This is a genomic window from Noviherbaspirillum cavernae (genome assembly GCF_003590875.1).
Taxonomy (GTDB): domain Bacteria; phylum Pseudomonadota; class Gammaproteobacteria; order Burkholderiales; family Burkholderiaceae_D; genus Noviherbaspirillum; species Noviherbaspirillum cavernae.
Window position 1 is genome coordinate 1,928,528 of record NZ_QYUN01000002.1, and the last position, 24,104, is coordinate 1,952,631.

The 24,104-nt window shown below is 62.1% G+C and carries 15 protein-coding genes; 3 read left to right on the top strand and 12 right to left on the bottom strand.

Annotation, left to right across the window (positions count from 1 at the left end):
- Window positions 1-83 precede the first annotated feature (83 nt).
- The 8 genes from D3870_RS08945 to D3870_RS22290 form a co-directional block, all read right to left on the bottom strand.
- Window positions 84-1,067, bottom strand: coding sequence for an ROK family protein (locus tag D3870_RS08945; protein ID WP_119738395.1), 984 nt, complete (start codon window positions 1,065-1,067; stop codon window positions 84-86).
- A gap of 43 nt (window positions 1,068-1,110) precedes the next feature.
- Entirely contained in the window at window positions 1,111-2,901 is a 1,791-nt protein-coding gene (locus tag D3870_RS08950) for a glycoside hydrolase family 15 protein (protein ID WP_119738397.1), read from the bottom strand.
- Between the two features lie 62 nt (window positions 2,902-2,963).
- A complete protein-coding gene (otsB, locus tag D3870_RS08955; RefSeq protein WP_119738399.1) occupies window positions 2,964-3,770 on the bottom strand; it encodes a trehalose-phosphatase in 807 nt (268 codons plus the stop codon).
- A gap of 12 nt (window positions 3,771-3,782) precedes the next feature.
- Window positions 3,783-6,068 (bottom strand): alpha,alpha-trehalose-phosphate synthase (UDP-forming), encoded by a 2,286-nt coding sequence (locus D3870_RS08960; protein ID WP_119738400.1) that lies wholly within the window; start codon window positions 6,066-6,068, stop codon window positions 3,783-3,785.
- Window positions 6,069-6,466: 398 nt separating this feature from the next.
- Entirely contained in the window at window positions 6,467-7,309 is an 843-nt protein-coding gene (locus D3870_RS08965) for a 2OG-Fe(II) oxygenase (protein WP_199710582.1), read from the bottom strand.
- Window positions 7,310-7,540: 231 nt separating this feature from the next.
- Window positions 7,541-11,509: a translocation/assembly module TamB domain-containing protein gene (locus D3870_RS08970; RefSeq protein WP_158590417.1), complete on the bottom strand. Its 3,969-nt coding sequence runs from the start codon at window positions 11,507-11,509 to the stop codon at window positions 7,541-7,543.
- Window positions 11,499-13,238, bottom strand: a complete 1,740-nt coding sequence (locus D3870_RS08975; RefSeq protein WP_119738404.1) for an autotransporter assembly complex protein TamA — start codon at window positions 13,236-13,238, stop codon at window positions 11,499-11,501. Before D3870_RS08975 ends, D3870_RS08970 begins: the two co-directional genes overlap by 11 nt.
- 266 nt (window positions 13,239-13,504) lie before the next feature.
- A complete protein-coding gene (locus D3870_RS22290; RefSeq protein ID WP_158590418.1) occupies window positions 13,505-14,071 on the bottom strand; it encodes a hypothetical protein in 567 nt (188 codons plus the stop codon).
- A gap of 273 nt (window positions 14,072-14,344) precedes the next feature.
- Between D3870_RS22290 and D3870_RS08985 the strand changes: the two genes are divergently transcribed.
- Window positions 14,345-15,250: an isoaspartyl peptidase/L-asparaginase gene (locus D3870_RS08985; RefSeq protein WP_242489915.1), complete on the top strand. Its 906-nt coding sequence runs from the start codon at window positions 14,345-14,347 to the stop codon at window positions 15,248-15,250.
- On the opposite strand, the gene D3870_RS08990 is transcribed toward D3870_RS08985, so the two are convergent.
- Together D3870_RS08990 and D3870_RS08995 are read right to left on the bottom strand one after the other, a co-directional pair.
- Window positions 15,240-17,621: a DUF1631 family protein gene (locus tag D3870_RS08990; RefSeq protein ID WP_119738408.1), complete on the bottom strand. Its 2,382-nt coding sequence runs from the start codon at window positions 17,619-17,621 to the stop codon at window positions 15,240-15,242. The genes D3870_RS08985 and D3870_RS08990 overlap by 11 nt on opposite strands.
- Before the next feature lie 93 nt (window positions 17,622-17,714).
- Entirely contained in the window at window positions 17,715-18,431 is a 717-nt protein-coding gene (locus tag D3870_RS08995) for a pseudouridine synthase (protein ID WP_119738409.1), read from the bottom strand.
- Between the two features lie 185 nt (window positions 18,432-18,616).
- On the opposite strand from D3870_RS08995, the gene D3870_RS09000 reads away from it, so the two are divergent.
- Together D3870_RS09000 and D3870_RS09005 are read left to right on the top strand one after the other, a co-directional pair.
- Window positions 18,617-19,066, top strand: a complete 450-nt coding sequence (locus D3870_RS09000; protein ID WP_199710584.1) for a hypothetical protein — start codon at window positions 18,617-18,619, stop codon at window positions 19,064-19,066.
- Window positions 19,063-20,406: a GAF domain-containing protein gene (locus D3870_RS09005; protein WP_119738410.1), complete on the top strand. Its 1,344-nt coding sequence runs from the start codon at window positions 19,063-19,065 to the stop codon at window positions 20,404-20,406. Before D3870_RS09000 ends, D3870_RS09005 begins: the two co-directional genes overlap by 4 nt.
- 10 nt (window positions 20,407-20,416) lie before the next feature.
- Here the strand turns inward: D3870_RS09005 and D3870_RS09010 are convergent, their stop codons facing one another.
- Entirely contained in the window at window positions 20,417-21,133 is a 717-nt protein-coding gene (locus tag D3870_RS09010; RefSeq protein ID WP_119738412.1) for a hemerythrin domain-containing protein, read from the bottom strand.
- A gap of 177 nt (window positions 21,134-21,310) precedes the next feature.
- A complete protein-coding gene (locus tag D3870_RS09015; RefSeq protein WP_119738414.1) occupies window positions 21,311-23,998 on the bottom strand; it encodes a bifunctional acetate--CoA ligase family protein/GNAT family N-acetyltransferase in 2,688 nt (895 codons plus the stop codon).
- Between the last annotated feature and the right edge of the window lie 106 nt (window positions 23,999-24,104).

Below are 24,104 nucleotides of genomic sequence, written 5' to 3' on the forward strand. Positions count from 1 at the left end.
TTTTTCAGATCATAACGGATTTGCCGGATTGAAGGTGTCGCGTCATTGCCGTTTGAGTTGCCTTTTCGCGACGCTCTGCCTTGCTATGAATGGAATGCCTGCCACGGCGCGCTCTTGCGCCATTCCGCAATCCAGGCAGGCGGCATCGCGAGGCTGAACGCGCCGATGTCGGCGACGAAATTGGCCAGTCCCGCCGGCACGATGGAAACGCCTTTCGTCAGCGCCTGCAGCCGCGATTCGACCTCCTGCATGACGATGGGCCCGAGCCAGTCGCCATGATGCAGCCATACGCTGCCGCCGACGACGAAGACGCTGGTGTCGAGTGTGATGGTGAGGTTGTAGAGCGCGCGGCCCAGCCACCGTGCCGCCTCGACCACGATGGCGCGCGCTGCCGGTTCGCCGTCGCGGGCCGACTGGAACAGCTCCGGTGCCGGAATGCCGTGCGCATTGCTCAGGTTGCGGCCGGATATGAGGGATTCGAGGTCGCCGCGATTGCCGCAGCCGCATTCGGCGGCGGACTCCGGGTTCAACAGCATGTGCCCCGCATGTCCGGCGTTGCCGTGTTTTCCGCGCAGCACATTGCCATCGACACACAGGCCGAAGCCGATGCCCGTGCTCCAGGTAACGTAGACGCAATTGGCCGCATCCTGCACTGCGCCGAAGGTCCGTTCGGCCATCAGCGCAGTGACACAATCGTTCTCGATGACGACGTGCTGGAAGCGTTCGCGCAGCACCCGTTCCAGCGGAATGACGGTCCAGTCGTTGGGCAGATCCGTGCGATGTCCCAGCCCGCCGCAGATGTTGGGCGTGGCGAGTTCTATCATGCCGACATTCGCCACGAACGGGCCGCAGGAACCGACGCCGACCGTTTGCAATCTGTTGAAATCGATTCCCGCCTTGTCGCAGGCCTGCTTCAACAGTGCAATGGCCTGCTCCGGCACCGCACGCGGCGTCCCGGTCTTGATGGTCGCTTGCGAAACCCGTGCAAGCGGCCCTGTGACATCGGCCACGCTGGCGGCAATCTTGGTACCGCCGATGTCGAGCGCGCCGACAAGAAGTGATTCCATCTTTTCTGCCTTGTCTGATCTGTCGGATGATCTTGCGGACGCATCAATAGGCATCTTCCCACGGTATGCTCAGGCGCGCCGCGCACTGGATCAAGCCGACCATGCTGTAGGTCTGCGGGAAGTTACCCCACAGTTCGCCCGTGTCGGGAACGACATCTTCCGACAGCAAGCCGAGATGGTTCCTTTTTTTCAGCAGATGTTCGAACAGTTCTCGCGCACGCTCCTTCTCGCCCATCTGCGCCAGCGCGAGTATCCACCATTGCGTGCATACCAGGAACGCCGTCTCCGGGCGGCCGAAATCGTCCTCCTCGTCGTAGCGCAGCAGGAAGTCGCCGCGCCGCAAATGCCTTTCCACCGCATGCACTGTCGCGACAAAGCGCGAATCGTCCGGTGCAAGAAACTGGAATTCCGCCATCAGCAGCAGACTGGCATCGAGCCGGTCGCCGCCGAAGGTCGAGACGAAACTGTTGAGCTCCACATTCCATGCCGATTCGCAAATGATCTGGTGGATGTCGCGCGCATGCGTGCTCCAGAATTCCTCGCGATCCGGCAAGCCGAGCCGGCGCGCGATCTTGGCGAGCCGGTCACATGCGGCCCAGCACATGATGCTGGAAAACGTGTGTACCCGTTTTGTGCCGCGCAGTTCCCACAGCCCGGCGTCGGGCACGTTGTAGTTGCGCACCGCCTCTTCCCCGAGACGCTCCAGGTCCTTGAACATGAGGCGTCCTGCGGGCCGCTCCAGACGTGTGTCGAAGAAGGCGTGGGTGCTGGCCAGAATTGCCGCGCCGAACACATCATTCTGTACCTGGTTGTATGCCAGATTGCCGACACGCACCGGGCCCATGCCGCGATAACCGCTCAGTTCCGGCACGATGCGCTCATCCAGCGCATCTTCGCGGCGCACGCCATAGACCGGTTGCAGCGGCGTGTCGCGGGTATCGGCGATGATGTTGAGGATGTATTCCAGATACCGTTCCATCGTGCCGGTCGCGCCCAGACTATTGAGCGCGTTCACCACGAAGTACGCATCGCGCAGCCAGCAATAGCGATAGTCCCAGTTGCGGCCGCTATGCGGCGCCTCGGGAATCGACGTCGTCACCGCCGCGATGATCGCGCCGGTATCGTCGAATGCGTTGAGCTTGAGCGTCACGGCGGCGCGGATCACATCGTCCTGCCATTCGAACGGGATGGCCAGCGTACGCACCCAGCGGTGCCAGTAGCATTGCGTCTTTTCGTAGAACGAGCGCCCGATATCGGTCGCGGAGCCATCGACCGTTTCGTCCAGACCCATCAACAGCGTGACCCTGTCCTGCAGGAAGAACGGCCGCTCATGCGTGATCGCGGAAATGGAGAGGTCGGTAGTCAGCCGCATCGACTGCGCCGCACCGACATAGGAGACATGATGTGCGCCGACGCGCATCTCGGCGCGGTTGCCACCGTAATCGACGGTCGGACGCACCCGCAGCGCAATGCGCGGACGGCCGGCAACGCGCTGGATGATGCGGATCAGCGTCGATGGATTGAACATGCGTCCGTGCAGATAGAAACGGGGCGCAAAATCGATCACTTCGATCGCATTGCCGGCCTCGTCCTTGAGACGTGTCACCAGAATCGCCGAGTTACGCTCATAGAATTGCTCGCTCTCGGTCATGCCGTCCATCTGGACGTCGATCATGCCGATCGGCGATTCCTCCTTGCCGCCGGATTTCAGCAGTGAACAGCACAGCGGCGGGCTGTCGAAAAACGGATAGCACCACCAGACGATACTGGCGTTCTGGTCGACCAATGCGCTGGTGCGTGAGTTTCCAATCAGTCCGAGATCGAGTGTGTTCATGCTCCGCATCCTGTTGTGGCCGGGTGGCAACCATCCCGGGGTCCGACGGCATTTGTCTTCACTCAATGTGAGATAGGCGCAGGCAAGGTCCAGTTCCTTGCACCCAGCGTGTGCAGGCGGTTGATCAGTTCATCCAGCAGTTGTGCCATGTCCTGCCGGCGGCGGAGGAAGAATTCCGCCTCGGTCTCGGTCGTGCATTCGATGCGCACGGTCAGAAGATTGCCGCGCCGCAAGCGAAACACATCTTCGTCGGTGATGTCATCGCCGATGTAGATCGCGCTTTGGGCGCGGCTGATCTGCATCAACTGCTCCAGCGCACTTCCCTTGTCGCCCGCTTCCTCCGGCAGAAGGTTGAAAACGCATTTGCCGGAGATGACACGGGGCAGCGGCTCAAGATGCATCAACACATTGCGCAGCCTGCTTTCCGCTTCAATCGGATCGCGCGCGTGCCGGTAATGGACCGACAGCGAGTAACGCTTGTTCTCGATCACGATGCCCGGATCGAACATCGCAGGCTCATGCAGGATGCTCGACAAGCGCTCGTGCCAGAGACGGCAGACCGCACGGTGTCTGGCCGCCGGCTCTTCCCAGCCGGGCAATCCTTCGATGCCATGATTGCCGACGACGAAATCCGGCACGAATCCGAGCCGCTCGCGCACATCGTCCAGCGCCCTGCCTGTGATGATGGCGACCGGCGCATAGGCCGACAGCTCGACCAGTCGGTACATCAATTCCGTCGGCAGACAGGCATGCTCCGGCAACGCGACGATCGGCGACAGCGTACCGTCGAAATCGAACGCACACAGCAATCCCGGCCTGACAATCGCGTCAAGCCGAGCGAAGCCCTCCGTTGAAAACAATGCTCCCATGCTGGCTCATGCTTACACGACGCGCCGCAGGGATTTGCGGCTGTGCGAATGGATTTTCGTCATGATGCGTTCACGCTGGCGCAGACGCGATGCATCGAGCAGCATGCGCCCCGCCCAGCGATAGATGTTGAAGTCCTTGACCAGCGAACGCATGCTGCGCATCCGTTCGCGCTGCTCGATCTCGGGCATGGTCAGTGCGCGATAGATCGCCTCTGCCCCTTGCTCGATGTGATACGGATTGACGATGAGCGCCTCATGGAGTTCCCGCGCGGCACCGGTGAACTGGCTCAGAATGAGGACGCCGTGCTCATCGTCGCGCGCCGCGATGAATTCCTTCGCCACCAGGTTCATGCCGTCATGCAAGCTCGTCACCAGACACACGTCGGCGGCGCGATAGTAGCGGTTCACCTGGTCGGAATCGTGATGCTCCACCTTCAGCAGGATCGGCTCGTAGTTGCTGTTGCCGAAACGCCGGTTGATGCGCTGCACGAGGCTGCGCACGCGCGCTTCGAAGTTCTGGTATTCGTCCAGCGACGAGCGGCTGGGCGCAGCGATCTGCACCATCGAGAATCTGCCGACCATTTCCGGATGCTGCTCCAGCATTTTTTCGATTGCTTGGAAGCGCTCGATGATGCCCTTGGTGTAATCGAGCCGATCGACGCCAATGCCGAGCAACTGATTGGCGGGCAGGCCCAGCTCCTGCCGGATGCTGGTGCGGGATTCGGCGACACCGGGGCCGTCTTCCGCTTCGGGCCATGCGATCGAAATCGGATAATCCTCCACCTTCGTCAACTTGCCGCCGTAGGAAATCGTCGAGACTTCATGCTCGATGCGCGCCTCCAGATAACGGTCCACGGTTTCGAGGAAGTTCTTGCAATGGAATTCCGTATGGAAGCCGAGGGTGGTGCTGCCCAGCAATCCTTCCAGGATCTCTTCGCGCCACGGACAGATGCCGAACGATTCCGGGTTGGGCCAGGGGATGTGCCAGAAGGTGATGATGGTCGCCTTCGGCAAGACCTCGCGCACCATGCGCGGCAGCAAGGCGAAATGGTAATCCTGCGCCAGCACGACCGGATCGTCGGTGCGCGCTTCCTTGATGACGGCATCGGCGAAGCGCTGATTGACCTGCACATACTGGTCCCAGTCGCCGGAGCGGAACACGGGCCGCACATGGGCGATGTGGCAGAGCGGCCACAAGCCCTCGTTGGCAAAGCCGTAGTAGTAGCCCTCCTCCTCCTCCTTCGTCAGCCACACGCGACGCAGGGTATAGCTGGGATTGGCCGGCGGCACCGGCACGCGGTCGTTGCGGTCCACCGCGTCGCGGTCGGCCGAGCCGCTGCCATGCGCGATCCACGTGCCGGAACAGGCGCGCATCACCGGCTCGACCGCGGTCACGAGGCCGCTGGCCGGGCGCCGCACTTCGACGCCATTGCGGGTATGCATATGCAGATACGGTTCTCGGTTCGACACCACCAGCACTTCGTCGCCGGCCAGTTCCTCGTGCAGCAGCGTCCGCAGTTTTTCCGGGGTCCAGATGTGGGAGGAATCGTCGCGCGTGCGCCGTTCCAGATTGATTTCATTCAACAATGCGCGCAGATCGCCTTCCAGCGGCTGCACTTCCGGCGGCGTCGGCGGCGGCACCGTCGCGGAATGGTTCGAGGCGGCGGGAGATTGCTCGCGGTGCAGCAGTCCGCCGCGAAGCAGGCTTTTCACCGACGTGATCCAGCCGCGCCAGCTCAAATGCGCGACCACCACCGTGATGAGAGAAATGATGACCGCCAGCAATGCAAACAGCGTGATGACATATTTCCTGGTATCGGCATTGCGGCGCTCGATGAAGCTCATGTCATGCACGAGGACGAGTTTTCCCAGATGCTCTGCTTCGGTATTCAAGGGGCTTTCGGTGATATGCAACGCGCCCTGCGGGGTGTGGATGACCGCTTGTCGCACGCCCAGTTTCGGACTCACGCTGCGGCAGCCGAGCGAGTCCGGATAGGTGACGGTCTTGTAGGCGAGTTGATTGTCGGCATCGCAGAATGCCAGCGCATACAGACGCTCGTCGAGAATCGCGCGGTCGAACAGCTGATTGATCTTCTTCGCGGATTTTTGCGGTACGTATTCCGTCAGCGGATCCTGCATCGCGTTGGCCAGCATGTTCGAGCGCGCATCCAGCTCGCGCATGAACCAGCGCATCGTGAGATTGTCCACCAGCGGCACGATGGCAAAGGCAAACAGGCCCAGCACGATGGCGAGCGGCAAGATGAGCCGCAGCGAAAACTTGAATGATCGAAGCTGCATCTCTCTCCTCTTCGTTCATCGAACAAATGCGTACGCGCATGGATACATGCTGGCGTTGGCGGGAAGACGATGAATGACAGGATCGGGATCGTATTGCCCGCGACAAACAACGGAGCGAATGAACAGCCGCAACTAGCGTGCCACCATGCTTGCAAGGGCAAGAAATGCCATTGCGAAACAATCATTCGCTGTCGTTTTTATATGAGGTCGATGGCAGAAAAGACAATGCCGCTCACTTCAAGGGAAGGAGATTTGCCGGCATTGCGATGCCATGAATGGAAAGCAGCAAGGCATGCAACGGATCATTGTAGATTTTGCATACCTAGGGATATGCAAAATCTGCAATGGCGCGCAGTGTGGCTTCGTTTGTTATCTGGAAATCATGCCTGTTGCAAATATCAATACGCGCGTTCGCGCAGCCACTTGTTCGCGACGAATTTTATTCCGCTGACCACGGGTGCACCCGCATGCAAGGTCTGGCGATCCGGCGATCCGTAATCATCGGTGTTGCGGAAGAAGACGGCATTCCCCTTTCGCGGCTGCACTTCCAATCCGAGATTGGGGAAGGACGTACCGCCACCTTCGTCCACGTCGCACAAATAAAGAACAAAGGTCCCCACGCGCTGACCGCCGTGCTCCAGATGCTTGCGCGGTCCGGGCTGGTCCGGGTCGAACCAGTCGTAGTGCGCGCGGTACTCGTTGCCCTTTTCATAGCGCAACACTTGCAATCCCTCGCCGTTCTGCACTGGCCAGCGCGCGATCGCGGCAAGGCGCGCATCGATGCGCGCGATCAATTCTGTTTCTCCCCGACCGAGCATCGCTCCCTTGCTGGTGCGATGCGCATGCAATTGCGTTCCGCCATCCGTGTCGCCGACGACCGGCGAACGCGTCAGACGCTGCTCGGTGTAGGCACAGAGCGCATCACACTCGTCATCACTCAATACATTTCCCAGCACGACGATGCGCGGGGAGCTGAACGTCGTCAGCACATGGACCAGTCGATCGGGTGTCTGCAGCGTGTTCGCCGACGTGTCGATGTCCGGTACCGGCTTGACGATGCGCGATTCGGAAGAAGAGCCGCGCCGCGCTTCCTTGATCGCGGCATCGGCCAGCATCCTGCTGAAGCGCCCATCGCGCACCATGACTTCGGCCATGCTGCCCGCCTCGCAGCCGCGCGCGAGATTGTCGGCAACCCAGAGTTGCCATTCCTGAGGCAATGAAGAATATGCAGTATTTAACATGGTGAATTTACAGTCGATGCACAGAAGGAAACGAACGGTGGCGCGAATCACGACGCTGCGTGATGGCGCGTTTCATGGAAATGCAAACGCATGCCGTCAGAGTGTATTTCTATGATGCAATTGCCTCGAAAAGGTTCCGATAGGAAATGAGGCAATATGGAAATATGGAAATGTCATCGCACGTGCGCCAACGCGACTCTCGTGCAATGTTGTGCACTATTGTGCAAAAAGCTAGTCGTAGGAAATGTTATAGAACAACAACAACGCGCTGCGCGTACCCGCTTCCGCTTCGAGCGAGAGCTTTTTGCTCAAGGTGTAACGCAGACGCAGGACGCTGGTCGCGCTTTCGATTCCCTGCCTGAAACCGACGTATAGCCTGGAATTTACCTGCTTGCCCAGCGTGACGATACGCTCCTGCAGCGTGGAATCCGGATCGGTTGTCACGCTCAATTCATCGAGGCCGAAGATACCCGCGATTTGCGACTGCACGCCAGCCGCCGCGCCTTTCGTCAACATTGCGCTTGCCGCCGCCTGCAAGGCAGCAGCATCCGACTCGCCCGATTGATCGATGCCGCGTCCGAGCACCAGCCACGAGAGCTTCTCCACATCCGGCACCGTCGGATCCGATACGAGGTCTATGCGCGGCGACAACACGGTGCCGCGCACCGCGACACCCGCAGCCACTTCCTGACCGCGCCGCATCGCGACGATATCGAGCGCCGGATTGCCGATCGGACCATTGAAACGCAACAGGCCCTGCTCGATCTCCAGCTTGCGTCCGTATGCGGTGTAGGTTCCTTTCGCGACATGCAGCGTACCGCGCGCGCGCAACGGCTCGCCGGGTTCGCTCGCAAACCGGATGTCACCCGCCAGCACCGCATCGACGCCCCGCCCCACCAGCTTGATGCCGTCGCCGAGCGCGATGCCGATGTCGATGCTGGCCGGCAGGCCGCGCTGTTCCACCGCCTTGTCTTTCTGTCCGACGATGACCACATCATCGGACAGCGTGGGCATGCCGGTGTTGCGGACATCGAAGAAACCGGAATTCACGTTGAATGTGCCGGTGATTTTCGCCACACTCTCGCGCCAGCCCAGCCGGCCCTCGCCGCTCATGCGCAGACGCCGGTCCGAACGATCGAGCAAGGCGAACCGGTCTGCCTTGACGGCGATATCCGCCGACGGCTCCCGCTCGGCGAAATCGATCTGGCCCGTCGCGATCAAGTCGGCATCCTGCTTGCCGAAACGCAGACTTTTGATGATCAGCCGCGAATCCTGAAACTCGCTGTCGAGCACGCCGTTCTGCAGGTCGACTCCTGTATCCGCAAGCAGCATGCGCAAGCCGCTGCCACTGATGCGTCCGGCAAGACGCGGTTGTGACAAGCTGCCTCCGACGGTGATCGCACTCTGGAGCTTGCCGTCAGCCACCAGGCTGCGCGACACCAGTGCCGAGGCCCAGCTCAGCGATGGAATATCAACCTTGATATCGCCGCTCAACGGCGCATCCTGTGCAATGGCAAAACCGCCGCGTCCGCCGGCCGCGACAGCTCGCCCTGTGGCTTCGATCCGCCCCGCCCGCAGGCCTTCCGCCAGCAGCTGCATGGAAATCTGCCCGTTTGCCGCAGTCGCGCTGGCGTTCAATTCGCGCAGACCGAGCGCCACCGAGGAATTGCCTTTCATCACGACATCGCCCTTGTCGCGACGAAACTTCAGCGTGCCCGCCAGCGTATCGCCAAGCGTCACATCCCATTCCCCGCTCATCTGCAAATCGGTGCTGAAGGCCTGCTCGCCCCCGGATGCACCGGCGAACCTGATCAACTGCGCCAACTGCATCCGCTCGATGCGGCCGCGCGTGACAATGCCATTCTGATCGCGCATGAACTGCTCAACGGCGATGAACGCCGCCGTCGAATCGAGCCGGAATCGATCGAGTTGCACGCGCTGCCGTGACACCAGCAGCGGTGCAGGCGCCGCGATATGCGCCACGAAGCGGCCGGCGCCATCGACCTGTTGAATCGTCCCTTGCCATTGCGGTGCGGCGTTCAGCTTCGACAAGCCGCCATCGGCCTTGAGCGTCCACTGCTGGCCGGGCTCGGACAGTGCCGCATCGATCACATGCGCCGAGGTGGTGCCGTTGGCCGTGACGGTCAGGCTGTCGGCGCGCATTGTTCCTGCCGCCAGATCCTGGACCCGGACATCGAGCTGGAGCGGCGCGTCTGCGTGGGGCGAAAACTGCAATCGAGCCGACAGCGCCGCTGCCTGTCGCCCCTCGCCACGCAGACCGCGCAAGGATGCGTCCAGCGTCGCTGCGTTCAGCCACAGCGGTTTGCGCCTGTCGATGTGCACGTCGGCCTTGCCTTGTGTGCTGTCGATCTGCAGCAAATCGCGGATGCGCACCTTGCTGCCGTCCCAGCTCGCATTGACGTGCGGTGCCGAGAATGTGCCGCTGACGGTGCCGTTTGCGTCGAACGCACCGCCAAAGCCTGCGTCGATCTGTTCCAGCTTGGGCGCGGTCAGGGCAAACGTCATCTTTCCATTGTCGTGCGCCAGTTTCCCCTGCACGTTGAGGCGATTGTCCCCGGCCATCAGCGACAGTCCTGCGATATCGACACTGTCAGCCCGCAATTGTCCCTTTCCCTCTCCCCGCAATGCATGTCCCGCAATCCTGCTGTCGTCGATGGTGAAGCTGAAATCGGCGGCCAGCGCCGGCTGCCGCGCACCGCGCAGCGAAAACTGGCCGTTCAGGAACAAATCCGGCAAGCGCGAAAATTCCCCAAGGTCCTTGAGCCGGAACTTGCCGAGCTTGCCGGACGCGCTGAAGCTTTGCGCTCCCGCCAGATCAAAATGTCCGCTCGCATCAAGACGGCCTTCGCCGACCTGCAAGGTCGCGCGCTCCAGCGTCATGCTGGCATTGGCAAGCACCGCATGGGCGGATACGACGAGCTTCTGTTTCTTCAGCGGTTCGCTCAGGTCGATCGTGAAATCCTGCTGCCCTGAAACATGCCGGATGCCCAGCTTGCCGGTCAATTGCGTCGAACGGATGCGCTGGTCGAGTTTTTTCAGATCGAGCGATGCCGTTGTCAGATCGAGGCTCAGGCCGCCATCGGCGTAATGGCCCGCCCCCTCGACCGTGCCCGCAATGCGCTTGGCAGAACCCAGCGTTGCAGCGATTCGATCAAGGAAAAACCTGCCATCCGCCTGCCGGAACGCGACGCGCAACTCCGTCAGCGGCAGCCGTTCTTCGTCATAGAGTCCGGCTTCGGCATTGGTCAGCGCAAACTGCCCGCCGCCATCCTCACGTGCCGACAAGCTGAAATCGAGGCGGGTACGCGGCAAATCGTCCCGCAGCATGGCAAGATCGACGGCCTGCGCCGTCAGATCCGCAACGCCCAGTGGCTGCGCGGAAAACGGACGCAGCACCGCGCGCCCATTGAGCATTGCCTCGCCCACCGCAAGATCACTGGCGACATGCATTTCCGCGAGCGATCCGTCGATCCGTATCTGGCCGCTCGCGTCCAGAGTCTGAGCGCCGAACGCCGCATCGGCGCCGCTCGACAAGGCGGCCTGCAGTGCATACGGCGCGCTCGCGTCGAGCGTGGCTTCCCCCTTGACGCTGGCCGCGAGCGAAGCCTGCTCCGACTTCGACCTTACAGCCAGCTGCTGCAAGCCCAGCCGGTAGCGCGCGCCGTCGAAATCCAGGTTCAGTGCGAGCGCGCCGAGGCTGAACAAGTCGACAGGCCCCAGCCGGACCGTCCCGCCGTCTATTGCTATCTTGTCGGCACGCAGCTTGATCGGCAGCGCGAGCCGCTCCGGCAGCTGCATGGGTTCCTTCTGCTCCTGCTGCTTGATGACGATGTCGAGGTCAGCCGCGGTCAGCGAAAGGATATGCAACTCGCGCCGCAGCAAGTCCTGCGGCCGCCAGTCGAGCCGCAGCGTCTGCAGGGTGACAAGCTGGCCCTCGGTATCGATCGTCACGCGATTCAGCGTCAACGGCCCGACGATGCGCCCCTCGACGCCTTCCACCCGCACCGGGTTGCCGGGCAGATCGGACAGCATCTCAAAGACCTTGCGCGCACCGCTTTCCGTCGCCAGAAGCCAGCCGCCAAACCCGAACAACAACGCCAGCAGCGCGGCGAATACCGCAATGGCGATCCGGACGCCGCGGCCGGGACGCTTGCTTCGGGCTTGCGCGTCAGAAGCCATATCCCACCGTGAAATGCAGTCGTACTTCGCGAGTCGCCTCGCCATAGGCAAGGTCGAGATTGACCGGCCCGATCGGACTGCGCCAGCGCGCACCCACGCCCGTCCCGCGCCTGAGATCGAAACCGCGCCAAGAGTCCGACGCATTGCCGGCATCAACGAACACGGCCGCGCCCCATTGCTGCGTGATGTTATACACGAGCTCCGCGCTCATCACCGCCATCACCGTCCCGCCGACGACCGCGCCGTTCTGCGCAACGCCGAGACTCTCGAATGCATAGCCGCGCACCGTCTGGTCGCCGCCGGTGCGAAACAGCAAATCGCCCGGCAGATCGAAACGGCTCGCGCCGAACACCTGCCCCACCTGGCCGCGCAATACGGCCTGCCAGCGCTTGTAATACGGCGACAGCCAGGTCGCCTTGCCGGTCACGCGGCCGAAGTTCACCTCGTTGCCGATGCCGGCCGGCCCGCCGCCGAGCGTGACGGTCGCGACATACCCGCGCCGCGGCGAAATGAGGTTATCCACCCGCCGCCGCGTATAGGCAAAGGAACCCATGAGCGCCTGACGGTTGTTGACGGTGCTGCCGACATGCTGGCGGTCGGCGAGATACGCCACGCCCCATGACTTTTCATCGGTCCTGCTCGGACTCGTCACGCGCGCGCCGAAGCGGATTTCGTCGGTCAATTCGCCGGAAATATCCTTTCGTTCATAGCGCGCGTCATAGCTCGGCCGCCAGCCATTGCGCAACGCGGGAAGAAACAGCCCGATACCCGCGCGTCTGGTCTTCCCGTCCCACAGCAACTCCGAATCGAGCCGCCACTGGCGATCGAGAAAATTGCGATGCAGCCAGCGCGCCTCCAGCCGCAGTCCCGCATCGGTGGAGAAGCCGATACCGAAGGACAGCCGCTTCAGCGGGTTTTCGTTGAGATCGACCTGAATCGGAACATTGTCGGGATGCTCCCGATCCGCATTGACGGAAATGAACACGGAGCGGAAGTATCCCGTGTCCTGCAAGCGAGCCTGCAATTCATTGAGTTTTTCCTGCGAATAGCGTTCGCCGGAACGGATCGGATTGAGCTCATCGATCATCTGGCGCGAATACCGGCTCAAGCCCTCAACCTGCAGCTCGCCGAACGTGACCGCCGGTCCCGAATCGATCTCCACGCTCAGATCGGCCATGCGCCGCTCCGGATCGACGCGCGCTTCGCTCGCAGTGATTGTCGCCGTCGGATAATCCCGCACCAGCATGTTCTTGAGCAGCGCGTTCTTCGCGTCGGACCAGTCGGATTGCTTGAATACCTCGCCGCTGTCGAGGCTCCATTGCCGCCGCAGCCGGTTGACCCGCTGCGTATGCGCCTCGTTCGCGATATTGCCGGAAAAGCGGATCTCGACGCTGCCGACCCGCGTGGGCTCGCCTTGCTGGACGCGAAAGCGCGCGACCGGACGGCTCCCCGTCATGTCGAGTTCTTCTTCCACGACAGGTGAAAAATAACCTTCGGTCGCGAGCAGTTCGCGAATCTGCTGCGGCGTGATATCGACAAGCCGCCGCAATTCCTGCTCGCTGAGGTCGGCATCGTCGCGGTGGCGCCTTATTTCGAGATGCTCGTCGAGCAGTTCGGACAAGGATTCAGCGCCGACGATCTCAACCGTGTAGCCATGCACGGTCTGAGCCGACACGGGAACGGACAATACGAACAAGGCCAGCCAGCAGGCCAGCCAGGTGCACTGCATCAGACTTTTGCACAATGAGGAATTGGGTGTGGACGACTGCATCCGCCGTTCTGACATGTTCTGTGAATGTGAGCCGTTCTTTATCGGCTGCTATTAGAACACATCGGATTGATGCCGCCATGACCTGGCTACCACCCCTGCATCGCCGGATAGTCGCCCCGGCCGGATCATTGAGGAAACGCAAACTCGGAACCGGCACAAGCCCTTCGGCAAGCACATGCCGAAGGGCTTGCTTCATGCTTCATGCTTGATACGGATGTGCGGAGTTATTTGGGCGTCGAATCTGAGCCGGCACGTCCGCCGGCACCGCCATCGGAAGCGCCGCTGCTTGGCCCCATCGGGCGCGTCGTATCCGTCGTGCCGCCCGTGGCGGAGCTGCCGCCCGTGCCGGATGTGCCGCTGCTGCCGGTACCGGTGCCGTCCTTCATGTCACTGCCTGCGCCCATGCCGCCCGAGCCTCTGGTCCCGCTCGCGCCCGAGCTATCCATCGATCCGGATGTTCCCGGTGCTGCGCCTGCATTGCCGGTGGTACTGGAGCTGCCTGTGGAACCGGTCGAACCGGACATGCCGCTGCTTTCGCTGCCCGAGCGTCCTGTTGCGCCGGTCGTCCCGCTGCTTCCGCTCGTTGTCGAGTCGGGGCTCGCGCCTTTCATCCGTTCGGATTCCGCACTGCTGCCCGATGTTCCGCTGGTGCCGCTGCTGCCACTGCTGCCACTGCTTGCGCCGCTGGCTGTCGTGCCGCTCGTGGCACTGCCTGTGCCATATGTCTGCGCAACTGTTGCTCCCGTTATGCCCAATAGGGCAACAAGAACTGCCAAAGTCAGTTTCTTCATGATGCCTCCAGATATGTCAAATCAAAACGCTTTGCCTCGACAAAGCAGCATCGTCAATATTTAGACTTCGATTTCCCCGCCGGTTCGCCTGTCATGGAAATTAGTTTGCCTCGCATTTTCGGAAGGCAAACCTGTTTCCTGTCAGCTCTCTTTTTCACTGTCTTGCTCGTTCATTCCGGTATTCAATGCCGGCAGTCATTCCCCTGTCGAACTATCCTTGCGTGGCGATTTCCAATTCCATGAATGCAGAACATTTGCATTGAGGAGATGCACATGACCACCAGCAAGGCAGCCATCGTCGTACACGGCGGCGCGGGCTCATCGGACAAATACCAGGATGGCTGCGACCACGCGGCGCAAGTGGCGGCGGCCATACTGCAAGGCGAAGGCAAGGCGCTGGATGCGGCGATTCGCGCGGTGGCGGCAATGGAGGATGATGGCCGTTTCAACGCCGGATGCGGATCGGTGTTCTGCCTCGACGGCGAAACGGTCGAAATGGATGCCGGCGTCATGGACAGCAATGGCCTGCTTGGCGCAGTCGCCTGCCTGCAGCGCGTCAAAAATCCGGTGCTGGTCGCACGCGAAGTCGCCAATACGCCGCATTGGCTCCTCGCAGGAGAAGGCGCGCAGCGGTTTGCACGCAGCGCCGGTTTTGCGGACTACCACTCACCCAGCCGCAAGGCGCGCGACAGCTACATCGAACTGATGAAAAAATTGACTATCGATGCGGACAAGGACGCGTATGCGCCCGTCCTCGCACACTGGAACTATGCCATCTCGCCGTCCGAGGCGATCAAGCGCCATGGCAGCGGCACGGTCGGCGCAGTCGTCCGCGGCAGTCGCGGGGATTTTGCGGTCGCCACTTCCACGGGCGGTTGCACACCTGCACTGCTGGGACGCGTCGGCGACACGCCGATCATCGGCTGCGGATTCTATGCAGGGGCGCTCGGCGCAGTTGCCGCGACCGGCATCGGCGAATACATCGCCCGCCAGATGCTTGCCAGAACGGTATACGGATGGATCGAACAGGGCATGCCCTTGCAGGCCGCACTGAACCGCGGCATCGCGCTTTTCCAGGAAGGCATCAGCGTCGGACTGATCGCCATCACCGAACACGAGACTGCGGCGAGCAGCTCCGGCGAGATGGCGACGGCGACCCGTCACGCTGTCATCGATTGAGCGATTCCGCACCTGCCAGCAAGGACTCCACCGCCCTGTCAAAGACGGGCGCATACTCGACCGGTCGCAGGCGCCCGTCGAGCAGCGTCTGCAACAGCGCTGCCGCCGTGTAGACGATAGGCCCGGCATCGCGGCTGGCGGTAAACAGGTACAGCGAGCGAGCGCGGCTGATCCACACCAGCCGGGTCATCGCATCACCATCTTCCGCCGCATACTTCATGCATGCACCGGGATGCAGTTCCGCGAGAAATTGCGCCCCCTCCTGAATCGGCATGAGTTTCTCGGCCTGCAGGTGCAAGCTTGCCGTGATGCCGCGTTCCGCCAGCGCCGCCTCGATTGCCGCTGCCGGCACTTCGACAGCCTGGCCTTCCATCCCCGACAACTCCGCGCCATCGATGGTCAGCAGGGAAAAGCGCTGGCGCAGCTCATCGAAGGTCGGCGGCGATGCCGGCTTGACGGCGGGAGTGCTGCGCAATACTTCCGTATGCAATTCGACAAGCTGATCCAGCGCCTGCCTCGACTCCTCCTCCGACAATCGAAGCAGTGCCATCCCCGCCTTCAGTTTCCTGACCAGCACAGGCAGCAGTCGCATCAACGCGCTGCGTTCCTGCGGATTCGATTTGTCCTGAACGCTCCATACAAGCTCGGGCAGCAGGTCGCGATATTCCGGATACACGCCTGTGGCATCGCGCAGCTGCGCCTGCGTCAGCACACGCGCCCAGACCGTCGTGATGAAAGCGGATATGCGCGGATCGGCATTCAAGGGTGCCAGCAGGTTCGCGAGCGATGCGCCGATATGCGCAAGCAGCATGCTCGATCGCTCGGCATCGCTCAAGGCGTCGGCGCAGCGCACGATGGCGTCGTCGCCTTGATGCAGATGCGTTGCGAGGAACTGCTCGAAACCGGCGAGCGCGTCGGCGAAGATTGCCGCATCGGTATCGAACTCCTCCACGATCCGCTTGCTGACGCGCGTGATCTCATCCGCAATGACCTTGCCGAGCGACGTGGACATGTCGCAGCCGATCGCGGCCGATGTCATGCGGTTCAGCAATTGCCGCGCCGGGTGAGCGGCGTGCTGCAGCAGCGCCGGATCCAGCATGGCCGCCTTCAGAAACGGTACCTGAAGCCGGCTCAGCTGATTGCGCAATGCAAGTGGAATCCTGTCGTCGCCGAGCAGGAATTCGAACAGCATGGCGATCACGTCGATCATCACACGCTCCGGATCGCCCGCCTTGTCCGGTCCGATCTGCTCGCGCAATGCGAACAGCTGATTTTCTTCGGGTGTCAGTTTCTCGTCGATCGCCTTTCCCTCGGCGGCCAGCGCCTGATACCGGCTCAACTGCGCGATCAGGCTCTTCGAGGCGGGCGTGAATACGCCATCGTGCGCCGTCTCTCCCGTGCCAGCGGCGGCCTGCGCCATATGCGCGGCAAGCCGGCTCGGGGCGGCGGGGGTGAATATCGTGCGGACGCGATCCTGCAATGTCACCGCCGGCCGGTCATGCGCAGGGAACCACGCGCTGCCGGGTGCCGCAACGGGCACGCTGCGCAGCAGCTCCAGCATGTGCTGCAAACCGGACATCGCCTGCGCGTTGAGTGCTTCCGGCATGCCTTGCGGCAACGACGTCAGACCACCGAAATAATGCTGATTCCGGACCGCCTTCGACGGTTGCGCAATGAACCTCGCCTTGATGCCGCTTGACTCGAATGCACCGCGAACACCTGTGTAATAGTCCGAGAGGTTGTTGATCATCGCGTTCGACAGGTGTTCGAACAGCAGCTTGTTCTGCGCCTCGTCTGCCGCGATTTCGGCCAGGACTTCATGCAGGGTGCGCGCCAGCAGATAAGGGCGAAACGGATTCTCGCGTTCGCGCGCCTCGCGATTGCCGTGCATCTGCGCCACCATGATGTTCAGGCGGCCGATGTTGTCGGGGTCGGCGTCGCGCATGCGGATGAGAAGGCGATCCACTTCGATCTGCCGGCTCACCGTTTCGTCGTCGATCAAGGAAAGCTCATTGATTGATACGGTCGCCAGGTCGGGACGCAAATCGGTGTACATGGTCTGCATCGCGCGGTCGAGATGGGTGCGAAACACCGCATCCATCCGCCGCACAAAGAGACTGCCCTGTTCGAGCAGCACCTGCCGCACCGATGACAGCGCCTTCTGGTCCAGCATCGAGCGCGTCTGCGGAAGCGCCAGCAACACGCTCTCGTCCGCATCCTTGATCATGCGCTGCGCGAGCGGCGAAAACCCGTATAGCGCGCGCTCCTTGGCTAATTGGAAAATGCGTTTGTATTCAGTGTCGGACATACCGGCGTAAGGCGTGAGGGGCGAGTCTGAGATGGTCAGCAGGATGTCCAGATCATAGCGCAACAAATTCCGTGCGGAAACAACACTGTCGTTTTGTTTCGGACCGTTGCCTTTGCACGCCACAGATGCCGGGCCGCGTATTTATTGACAGCCGTATCACGCGCCGGCGAGCAAGGCCATCTGCGCGTCATCCAGATAACACCATTCGCCCTCCTCCAGCCCGAGGTCGTCCAGCGTCAGCCCGCCGATGGCGGTGCGGCGCAGCGCGCTGCAATGGTTGCCGGCGGCAGCCAGCATGCGCTTGACCTGATGGTATTTGCCCTGCTCCAGCACGATCTCGAGCCGGTGCTCGTCGATTCTGCGGCACAGTTGCGCGGCAAGCGGCCCCGGCTCATCGTGCAGCTTCACGCCGCTCAAAAGCTGCGCCGTCAACTCGTCGGTGACAGGATCGTGCGTGGTCGCCACATACAGCTTGGGCACGTGGCGCTTGGGCGATGACTGCGCATGGATGAACGCGCCGTCGTCCGACATCAGCAGCAGACCTGTCGTGTCATGGTCGAGCCGTCCGACCGGCTGCACGTCGCGCCATGTGAACTGCTCCGGCAGCAGCGTCAGGACGCCCGGATGATGGCTGGGCTTGCGCGAACATTCAAAGTCGGAGGGCTTGTTCAGTGCAATATAGACATGCTCGCGGTAGAGCCATTCCTCGTCGAAGATGGTGAATTCCAGTCCCGCAGTTTCCATCGCGGTCCGGTAATCGGTAACGGGTTGCCCGCCTATCCTTACTTCGCCATCGGCAATCAGTTCGCGGCACCACTTGCGCGTGCCGAAACCCTGGGATTGCAGGATGCGATCCAATGTCAGTTTACTCATGGGCGAGACTGTACCAGAAGCAGTGTTTGATCTCATCGGTGACTGCCGCCCGGCATCGCAGGTATCATTTGCCGGAATAACGAAATTGCAACCTTGCAATTTCCTGCCCCTTCTTCCCAACCGAAGCACCGTTGCCGATGCACACAAACGTCCGATCTGTCATAGACGCCGAGCATGCCGCCTTCATGGAGAGCGGCGTATCCATCAGCGTCGCCGCCTGCAATCCGGATCGTCTGCCAAGCCAGGTGCGCGCGACCGGCTGCCGCGTTGCGGCCGATCGCACCCGCGTCACCGTCTTCGTTTCCGCGACCCAGGCCTCCGCGCTGCTGGCCGATGTCCGCAGCAACGGCGTGATCGCCGTCGTCTTCAGCAAGCCCACCACGCACCGCACCGTGCAGATCAAGGGCACGGACGCGCAAGTGACGGGACTGATCGACGGCGACCTGCAATGCGTCGACCGGTATCGCATCGACTTCGCCACCGAAGTCGCACCGCTCGGGTTCGGCGGCCCGCTGATCCGCACGCTGCTCGCATGTCCTGCGGCAGACATCGTCGCGCTGCGCTTCACGCCGTCCGAAGCGTATTCCCAAACGCCCGGCCCGCGGGCCGGCGAACCATTGAAGGCAGCCACATGACGCTCAAGGTCGATGCCATCCGCGAATGCCTGGAGGGAGTCATTCCCGGCATCATGGCAACCGCATCGCCGGACGGCACACCGAATATTTCCTACCTGTCACAGGTCCAGTTCATCGACGGCGAACACATCGCGCTGTCATATCAGTTTTTCAACAAGACACGGCAGAATATCCTCGCCAATCCGCGCGCGATGCTGACCGTGACCAATCCCGTCACTGCCGCCCAGTACCGGCTGACTCTGCAATTCCTGCGTACCGAGACATCAGGACCTCTGTTCGAAAGCATGAAGGCGCGGCTGGCCGGCATCGCCTCGCATACCGGCATGAGTGGCGTGTTCCGCCTGCTTGGCGCGGATGTATTCCGTGTTGTCGCAATCGAGCGCGTGCCGGGCGAATCGCTGCCGCCGCCGACGCCCGCGCGCAACCTGCTCGCCGCGCTGCGCGCAGCCACGGAAAGGCTTTCCGCCTGCAGCGATCTGGATCGGCTGCTGACGGAAACACTGGCCTGCCTCGATGAGCAATTCGGGATTGGGCACACGATGGTGTTGATGCTCGATGCGCCGAGCGCGCGTCTGTATACCGTTGCCAGCCGCGGCTACGAGCAATCCGGCGTCGGTTCGGAGATTGCGATGGGACAAGGCGTGATCGGCGTCGCGGCACGCGAACGCACGCCGATCCGCATCGGCCACATGAATTCCGAGTACGCCTACAGCATGGCCATCCGCCAGAACACGGAGCACAGCAACCTGGCCGGCGCGCTGGAAACCGCGATTCCTCTGCCCGGCCTCGCGGAGTCGCGCAGCCAGCTCGCGGTGCCGATTTGCGTCGTCAATCGCCTGCTCGGCGTGCTGTATGTCGAAAGCCCGCAGGACCTGCGCTTCACCTACGACGACGAGGACGCGTTGGTCACCCTGGCCGCTCAGATCGGCACGGCGATGCACCTTCTGCAAAACAGCGCCGATGCGGGCGACGACGCGCCGCCGGCCGAAGCCGTGCCGCCGCCAATGAAAGGCGCGCCACTGCTGGTCCGGTATTTCCCCGAAAACGACAGCGTTTTCCTCGGCGACGATTACCTGATCAAGGGCGTCGCCGGTTCGATCTTCTGGAACCTGGCGCGCGACCATGTCGAAAGAAAGCGCACCGAGTTCACCAACCGCGAGTTGCGCCTCGATCCGCGCATCCGCCTTCCCGACATCAGCGACAACCTCGAAGCGCGACTGATTCTCCTGAGTCGCCGCCTTGCCGAGCGCGATGCCTGTGTGCGCATCGAAAAGACCGGGCGAGGACGCTTCCGCCTGTGCGTGAAGCGTCCTATTCAATTGATGGAAGAAGCCGGCTGACATTCCGCAGTCATGCCGCCAGCCGCTCCGGCAATGCAAGCGCCAGGGCCAGCTTGTTCCAATCCCGCTCGGACAGATAGGTATGCGCGATGCCCAGCACAGCGTCGAATACCGGTGCCGGCGCTCCGGCCCGCATGCCGCCGAGCGCCGCAGCCCGCTCGTTCGCCGTCATCGCCGGGATCATCCAGCGCATCGACGCGGCCATCTCGTCCGGCGGGATCGAGGCCACGATGGCGTGCTCGATACCCATCAATTCCTCATCGCTGCAGGCAGCCCATAACACCGCATTGTTGTCCGTTTCCTCGATGTTCATATGGGTGAAATTTTCCGCCACGAACACGGCGAGATAGCGATACAGCTGGCCGAGGGCCGCAGCACGCACCTCTGTGGAAGCGGCATCAACAGCATCGGCAAGTGTGCCCACCTGGCGCAATGCCCACTCGTGGTGCAGATGGTCGCCCGCAGTCTGCGCGGCTGCGCCGGGTTGCGCCGCCTCCATTGCCGGGTGGACAAAATCGTTTTCATGCTTCAGATGGCTGGCGCAGAAGGCGGCCAGTTCGCGCACCTGGGCCAGCACGGCGGCGACTTCTTTCGCATCGTCCGCATCTGCATTTCCCACCGAGACCAGCGTGTCACACATGAATGCGCGCAAGGCCTTGTGGATGATGGCGTAAATGTCGTAGCGCGGCGCAGCGGCTTGTTGGCGGGAAAGGTTCCTATCGTTCATCGCATCTCCAATTTTCAGGTTTCACGGATTTCGGCGGCGGCATGTGATCGCTGCACCATGGCCTGTAATTTAAGGGAATGCGGAAATCGATATTCTTAAAACTTCATTCAATAAACCCTAAAAAAATCTTAAGAGCACGCAGCAGAATCCAGCCAGGCGGCAACACGCCAGCAAATGCTATTGAGCGCGCGCCTGCAGATCGAGCCGCAACAGCGTGATATCGCCATCCGGCGACAGCCGTGTCTCGAATCCGAATTGCCGCGCAAGGTGCAGCAGCCCCTTGTTGTAGGTCAGGGTCTCGCCGACCAGTTCCTTCATGCCCTTGCTGCGGCAATAGTCCACCAGCCTGGCCAGCAGAATCCGCCCCAATCCCTTTTCCTTCATGTCGGAGCGCACGATGATTGCGAACTCCGCGCTGACATTGTCCGGATCGGCGATGGCGCGCGACACGCCCAGCGTCTCCGGTTGGCCGTCCGCTCCGCTTCTGGTCGCGATGAAGGCCATCGAGCGGTCGTAGTCGATCTGCGTGAGACGTGCCAGTTGCGACGGCTGCAGTTCGCGCATGCGCGAGAAAACGCGGTACTGGATATCCTCGGGATCAAGCGCATTGAAAAATGTCAGATGCTGCGGCCCGTCTTCCGGCTTGATCGGCCGCAGCAGCAGCTTCTCCCCCTGCCACGTGATCCACTCTTCCAGCTCCGCCGGATAGGGGCGGATCGCCAGCCGGTTCATGCCTTTGGCAGTCGTCTTCGCCACGCGAATCCGCGCATCCAGTGCAATCACGCCCGACGCATCGGCCACCAGCGGATTGATGTCCATTTCGGCGATTTCCGGAATGTCGATGATGAGATGGCACACCTGAATCAGCGTGCGACAGATCGCATCCATGTCTGCCGCCTTGAGGTTGCGGTACGCGGCCAGCAGCTTCGACACGCGTGTGCGCGAAACGAGGTCGCGCGCCAGCACCATGTTCAAGGGCGGCAGCCCGATTGCATGATCCGCCATGACTTCCACCGCGATGCCGCCCTGCCCGAACAGCACCACCGGACCGAACACCGGATCCGTGGTCATGCCGACGATCAGCTCGCGCCCTTCGGGACGGCGCGCCATCGTCTGCACCGAGAAGCGCGGCGTCCTCGCATCCGGGCGCAGCTCGCGCACCCGCCGCAGCATCGCCGCTGCCGCCTCGGCCACCGCCGGCGCACTCTCGATGTCCAGCACGACGCCACCGACCTCGGACTTGTGCGTGATATCGGGCGACAGAATCTTGAGTGCGACGGGAAAGCCGATCTCCTGCGCCACGCGCGCCGCTTCCTCGATCGTGTCCGCCGTTTTCGTCTGCACCACCGGTATGCCGTAGGCGGCCAGCACCTCCTTCGCCTCCGGTTCGTACAGCAGATCCCGGCCATGCGCCAGCGCATTGTCGATGACCTCTCTTGCCCTGGCGCGGTCTGCCACGATCATGCCATTGACCGACGGCGGCACCTCCATCAGCAATTGCTGATTGCGATGATATTGCACGATCTGCATGAAGCCGCCCACGGCCTTTTCCGGCGTGTCGTAGGTCGGGATGCCGGCATCCGAAAACGTGCTGCGCGCCTGCGCCACCGACTCCGCGCCGAGCCAGCACGCAAGCACATTGCGCGACGCATTCTTGATGACCGGCGCGACCGCCATGGCGATCTCCGCGCTGGGCACTATGGCAGTCGGCGCGTGGATGAACAGAATCGCATCCGCGTCGGGATCGCGCAGCAGCAATTCCGTCGATCGCACATACCGCGCAGCCGGGGCGTCGCCAATGATGTCCACCGGATTGCCGTGCGACCAGGTCGCAGGCAATGCATCGTTCAACTGCCGAATCGTCGCTTCCGACAGCTCCGCCAGGCGGCCTTGCTCGCCGATCAGCGCGTCGGTTGCCATCACGCCGGGACCGCCGCCGTTGGTCAGGATCGCGAGCCGATCGCCGTACAGCGGGCGCGCTCGCGCGAGCGTTTCGACCGCGTCGAACAAGTCTTCAGTGGAATACACACGCAGCATGCCGGCCCGCCGGATCGCCGCATCGTAGACGTCATCGGCGCCCGCCATGGCACCGGTATGCGAGGCCGCGGCCTTCGCTCCTTCCGGCGCCCTGCCCGCCTTGATCACCAGCGTCGGCTTGCTGCGGGCGGCCGCGCGGGCGGCGGACATGAACTTGCGTGCAGCGGTGACCGCCTCGACGTACAGCAGAATGGCCTGGGTTTCCCCATCGACCGCCAGATAATCGAGCACGTCGCCGAAATCGACATCGGCGCTGTCGCCAAGTGAAATGAATTTCGAAAAGCCGATGCCGCGCGACTTCGCCCAATCGAGGACGCCCGTAACCATCGCGCCGGATTGCGACACGAAGGCGATCTTGCCCGGCAACGCATCAGTATGGGTGAAGCTCGCATTGAGCCCGATGCCGGGAATCAGCAAGCCGACGCAATTCGGCCCGAGAATGCGCAACAGATTCCGCTTCGCTTCCGCGAGCATCAGTTCCTTGATCGTTTTTCCGCTGGCGTCCGTTGCGGTACCCAATCCTGCGGTAAGCACAATGGCGGCTCTGGTGCCGCTCGCGCCCAGTTCGCGAATCAAGCCCGGCACCGTGGCCGGCGGCGTGCAGATCACCGCCAGATCCGGCACGGAAGGAAGCTCCGCAATGCCGGGATACACCGGCAGTCCGTCAAGCATGTCGTATTTCGGATTGACCGGCATGATGGGGCCGGAAAAGCCGCCGATCACCAGATTGTGAAGCACCGTGGCACCGACGCTGTGCGGTTTGTTCGATGCGCCGATGACGGCAATCGACTTCGGTTCGAAAAGGTGGTTCAGATTGCGTATGCTCATGAAGCTCCTTCCTGCATCGTTTCGAACAATCTAGTGTCCTGAGTTACAAATTCGCTGCATAAAAGATGACGAGAATCGCATCGATACCGCGTCAAAAATGCTCGCA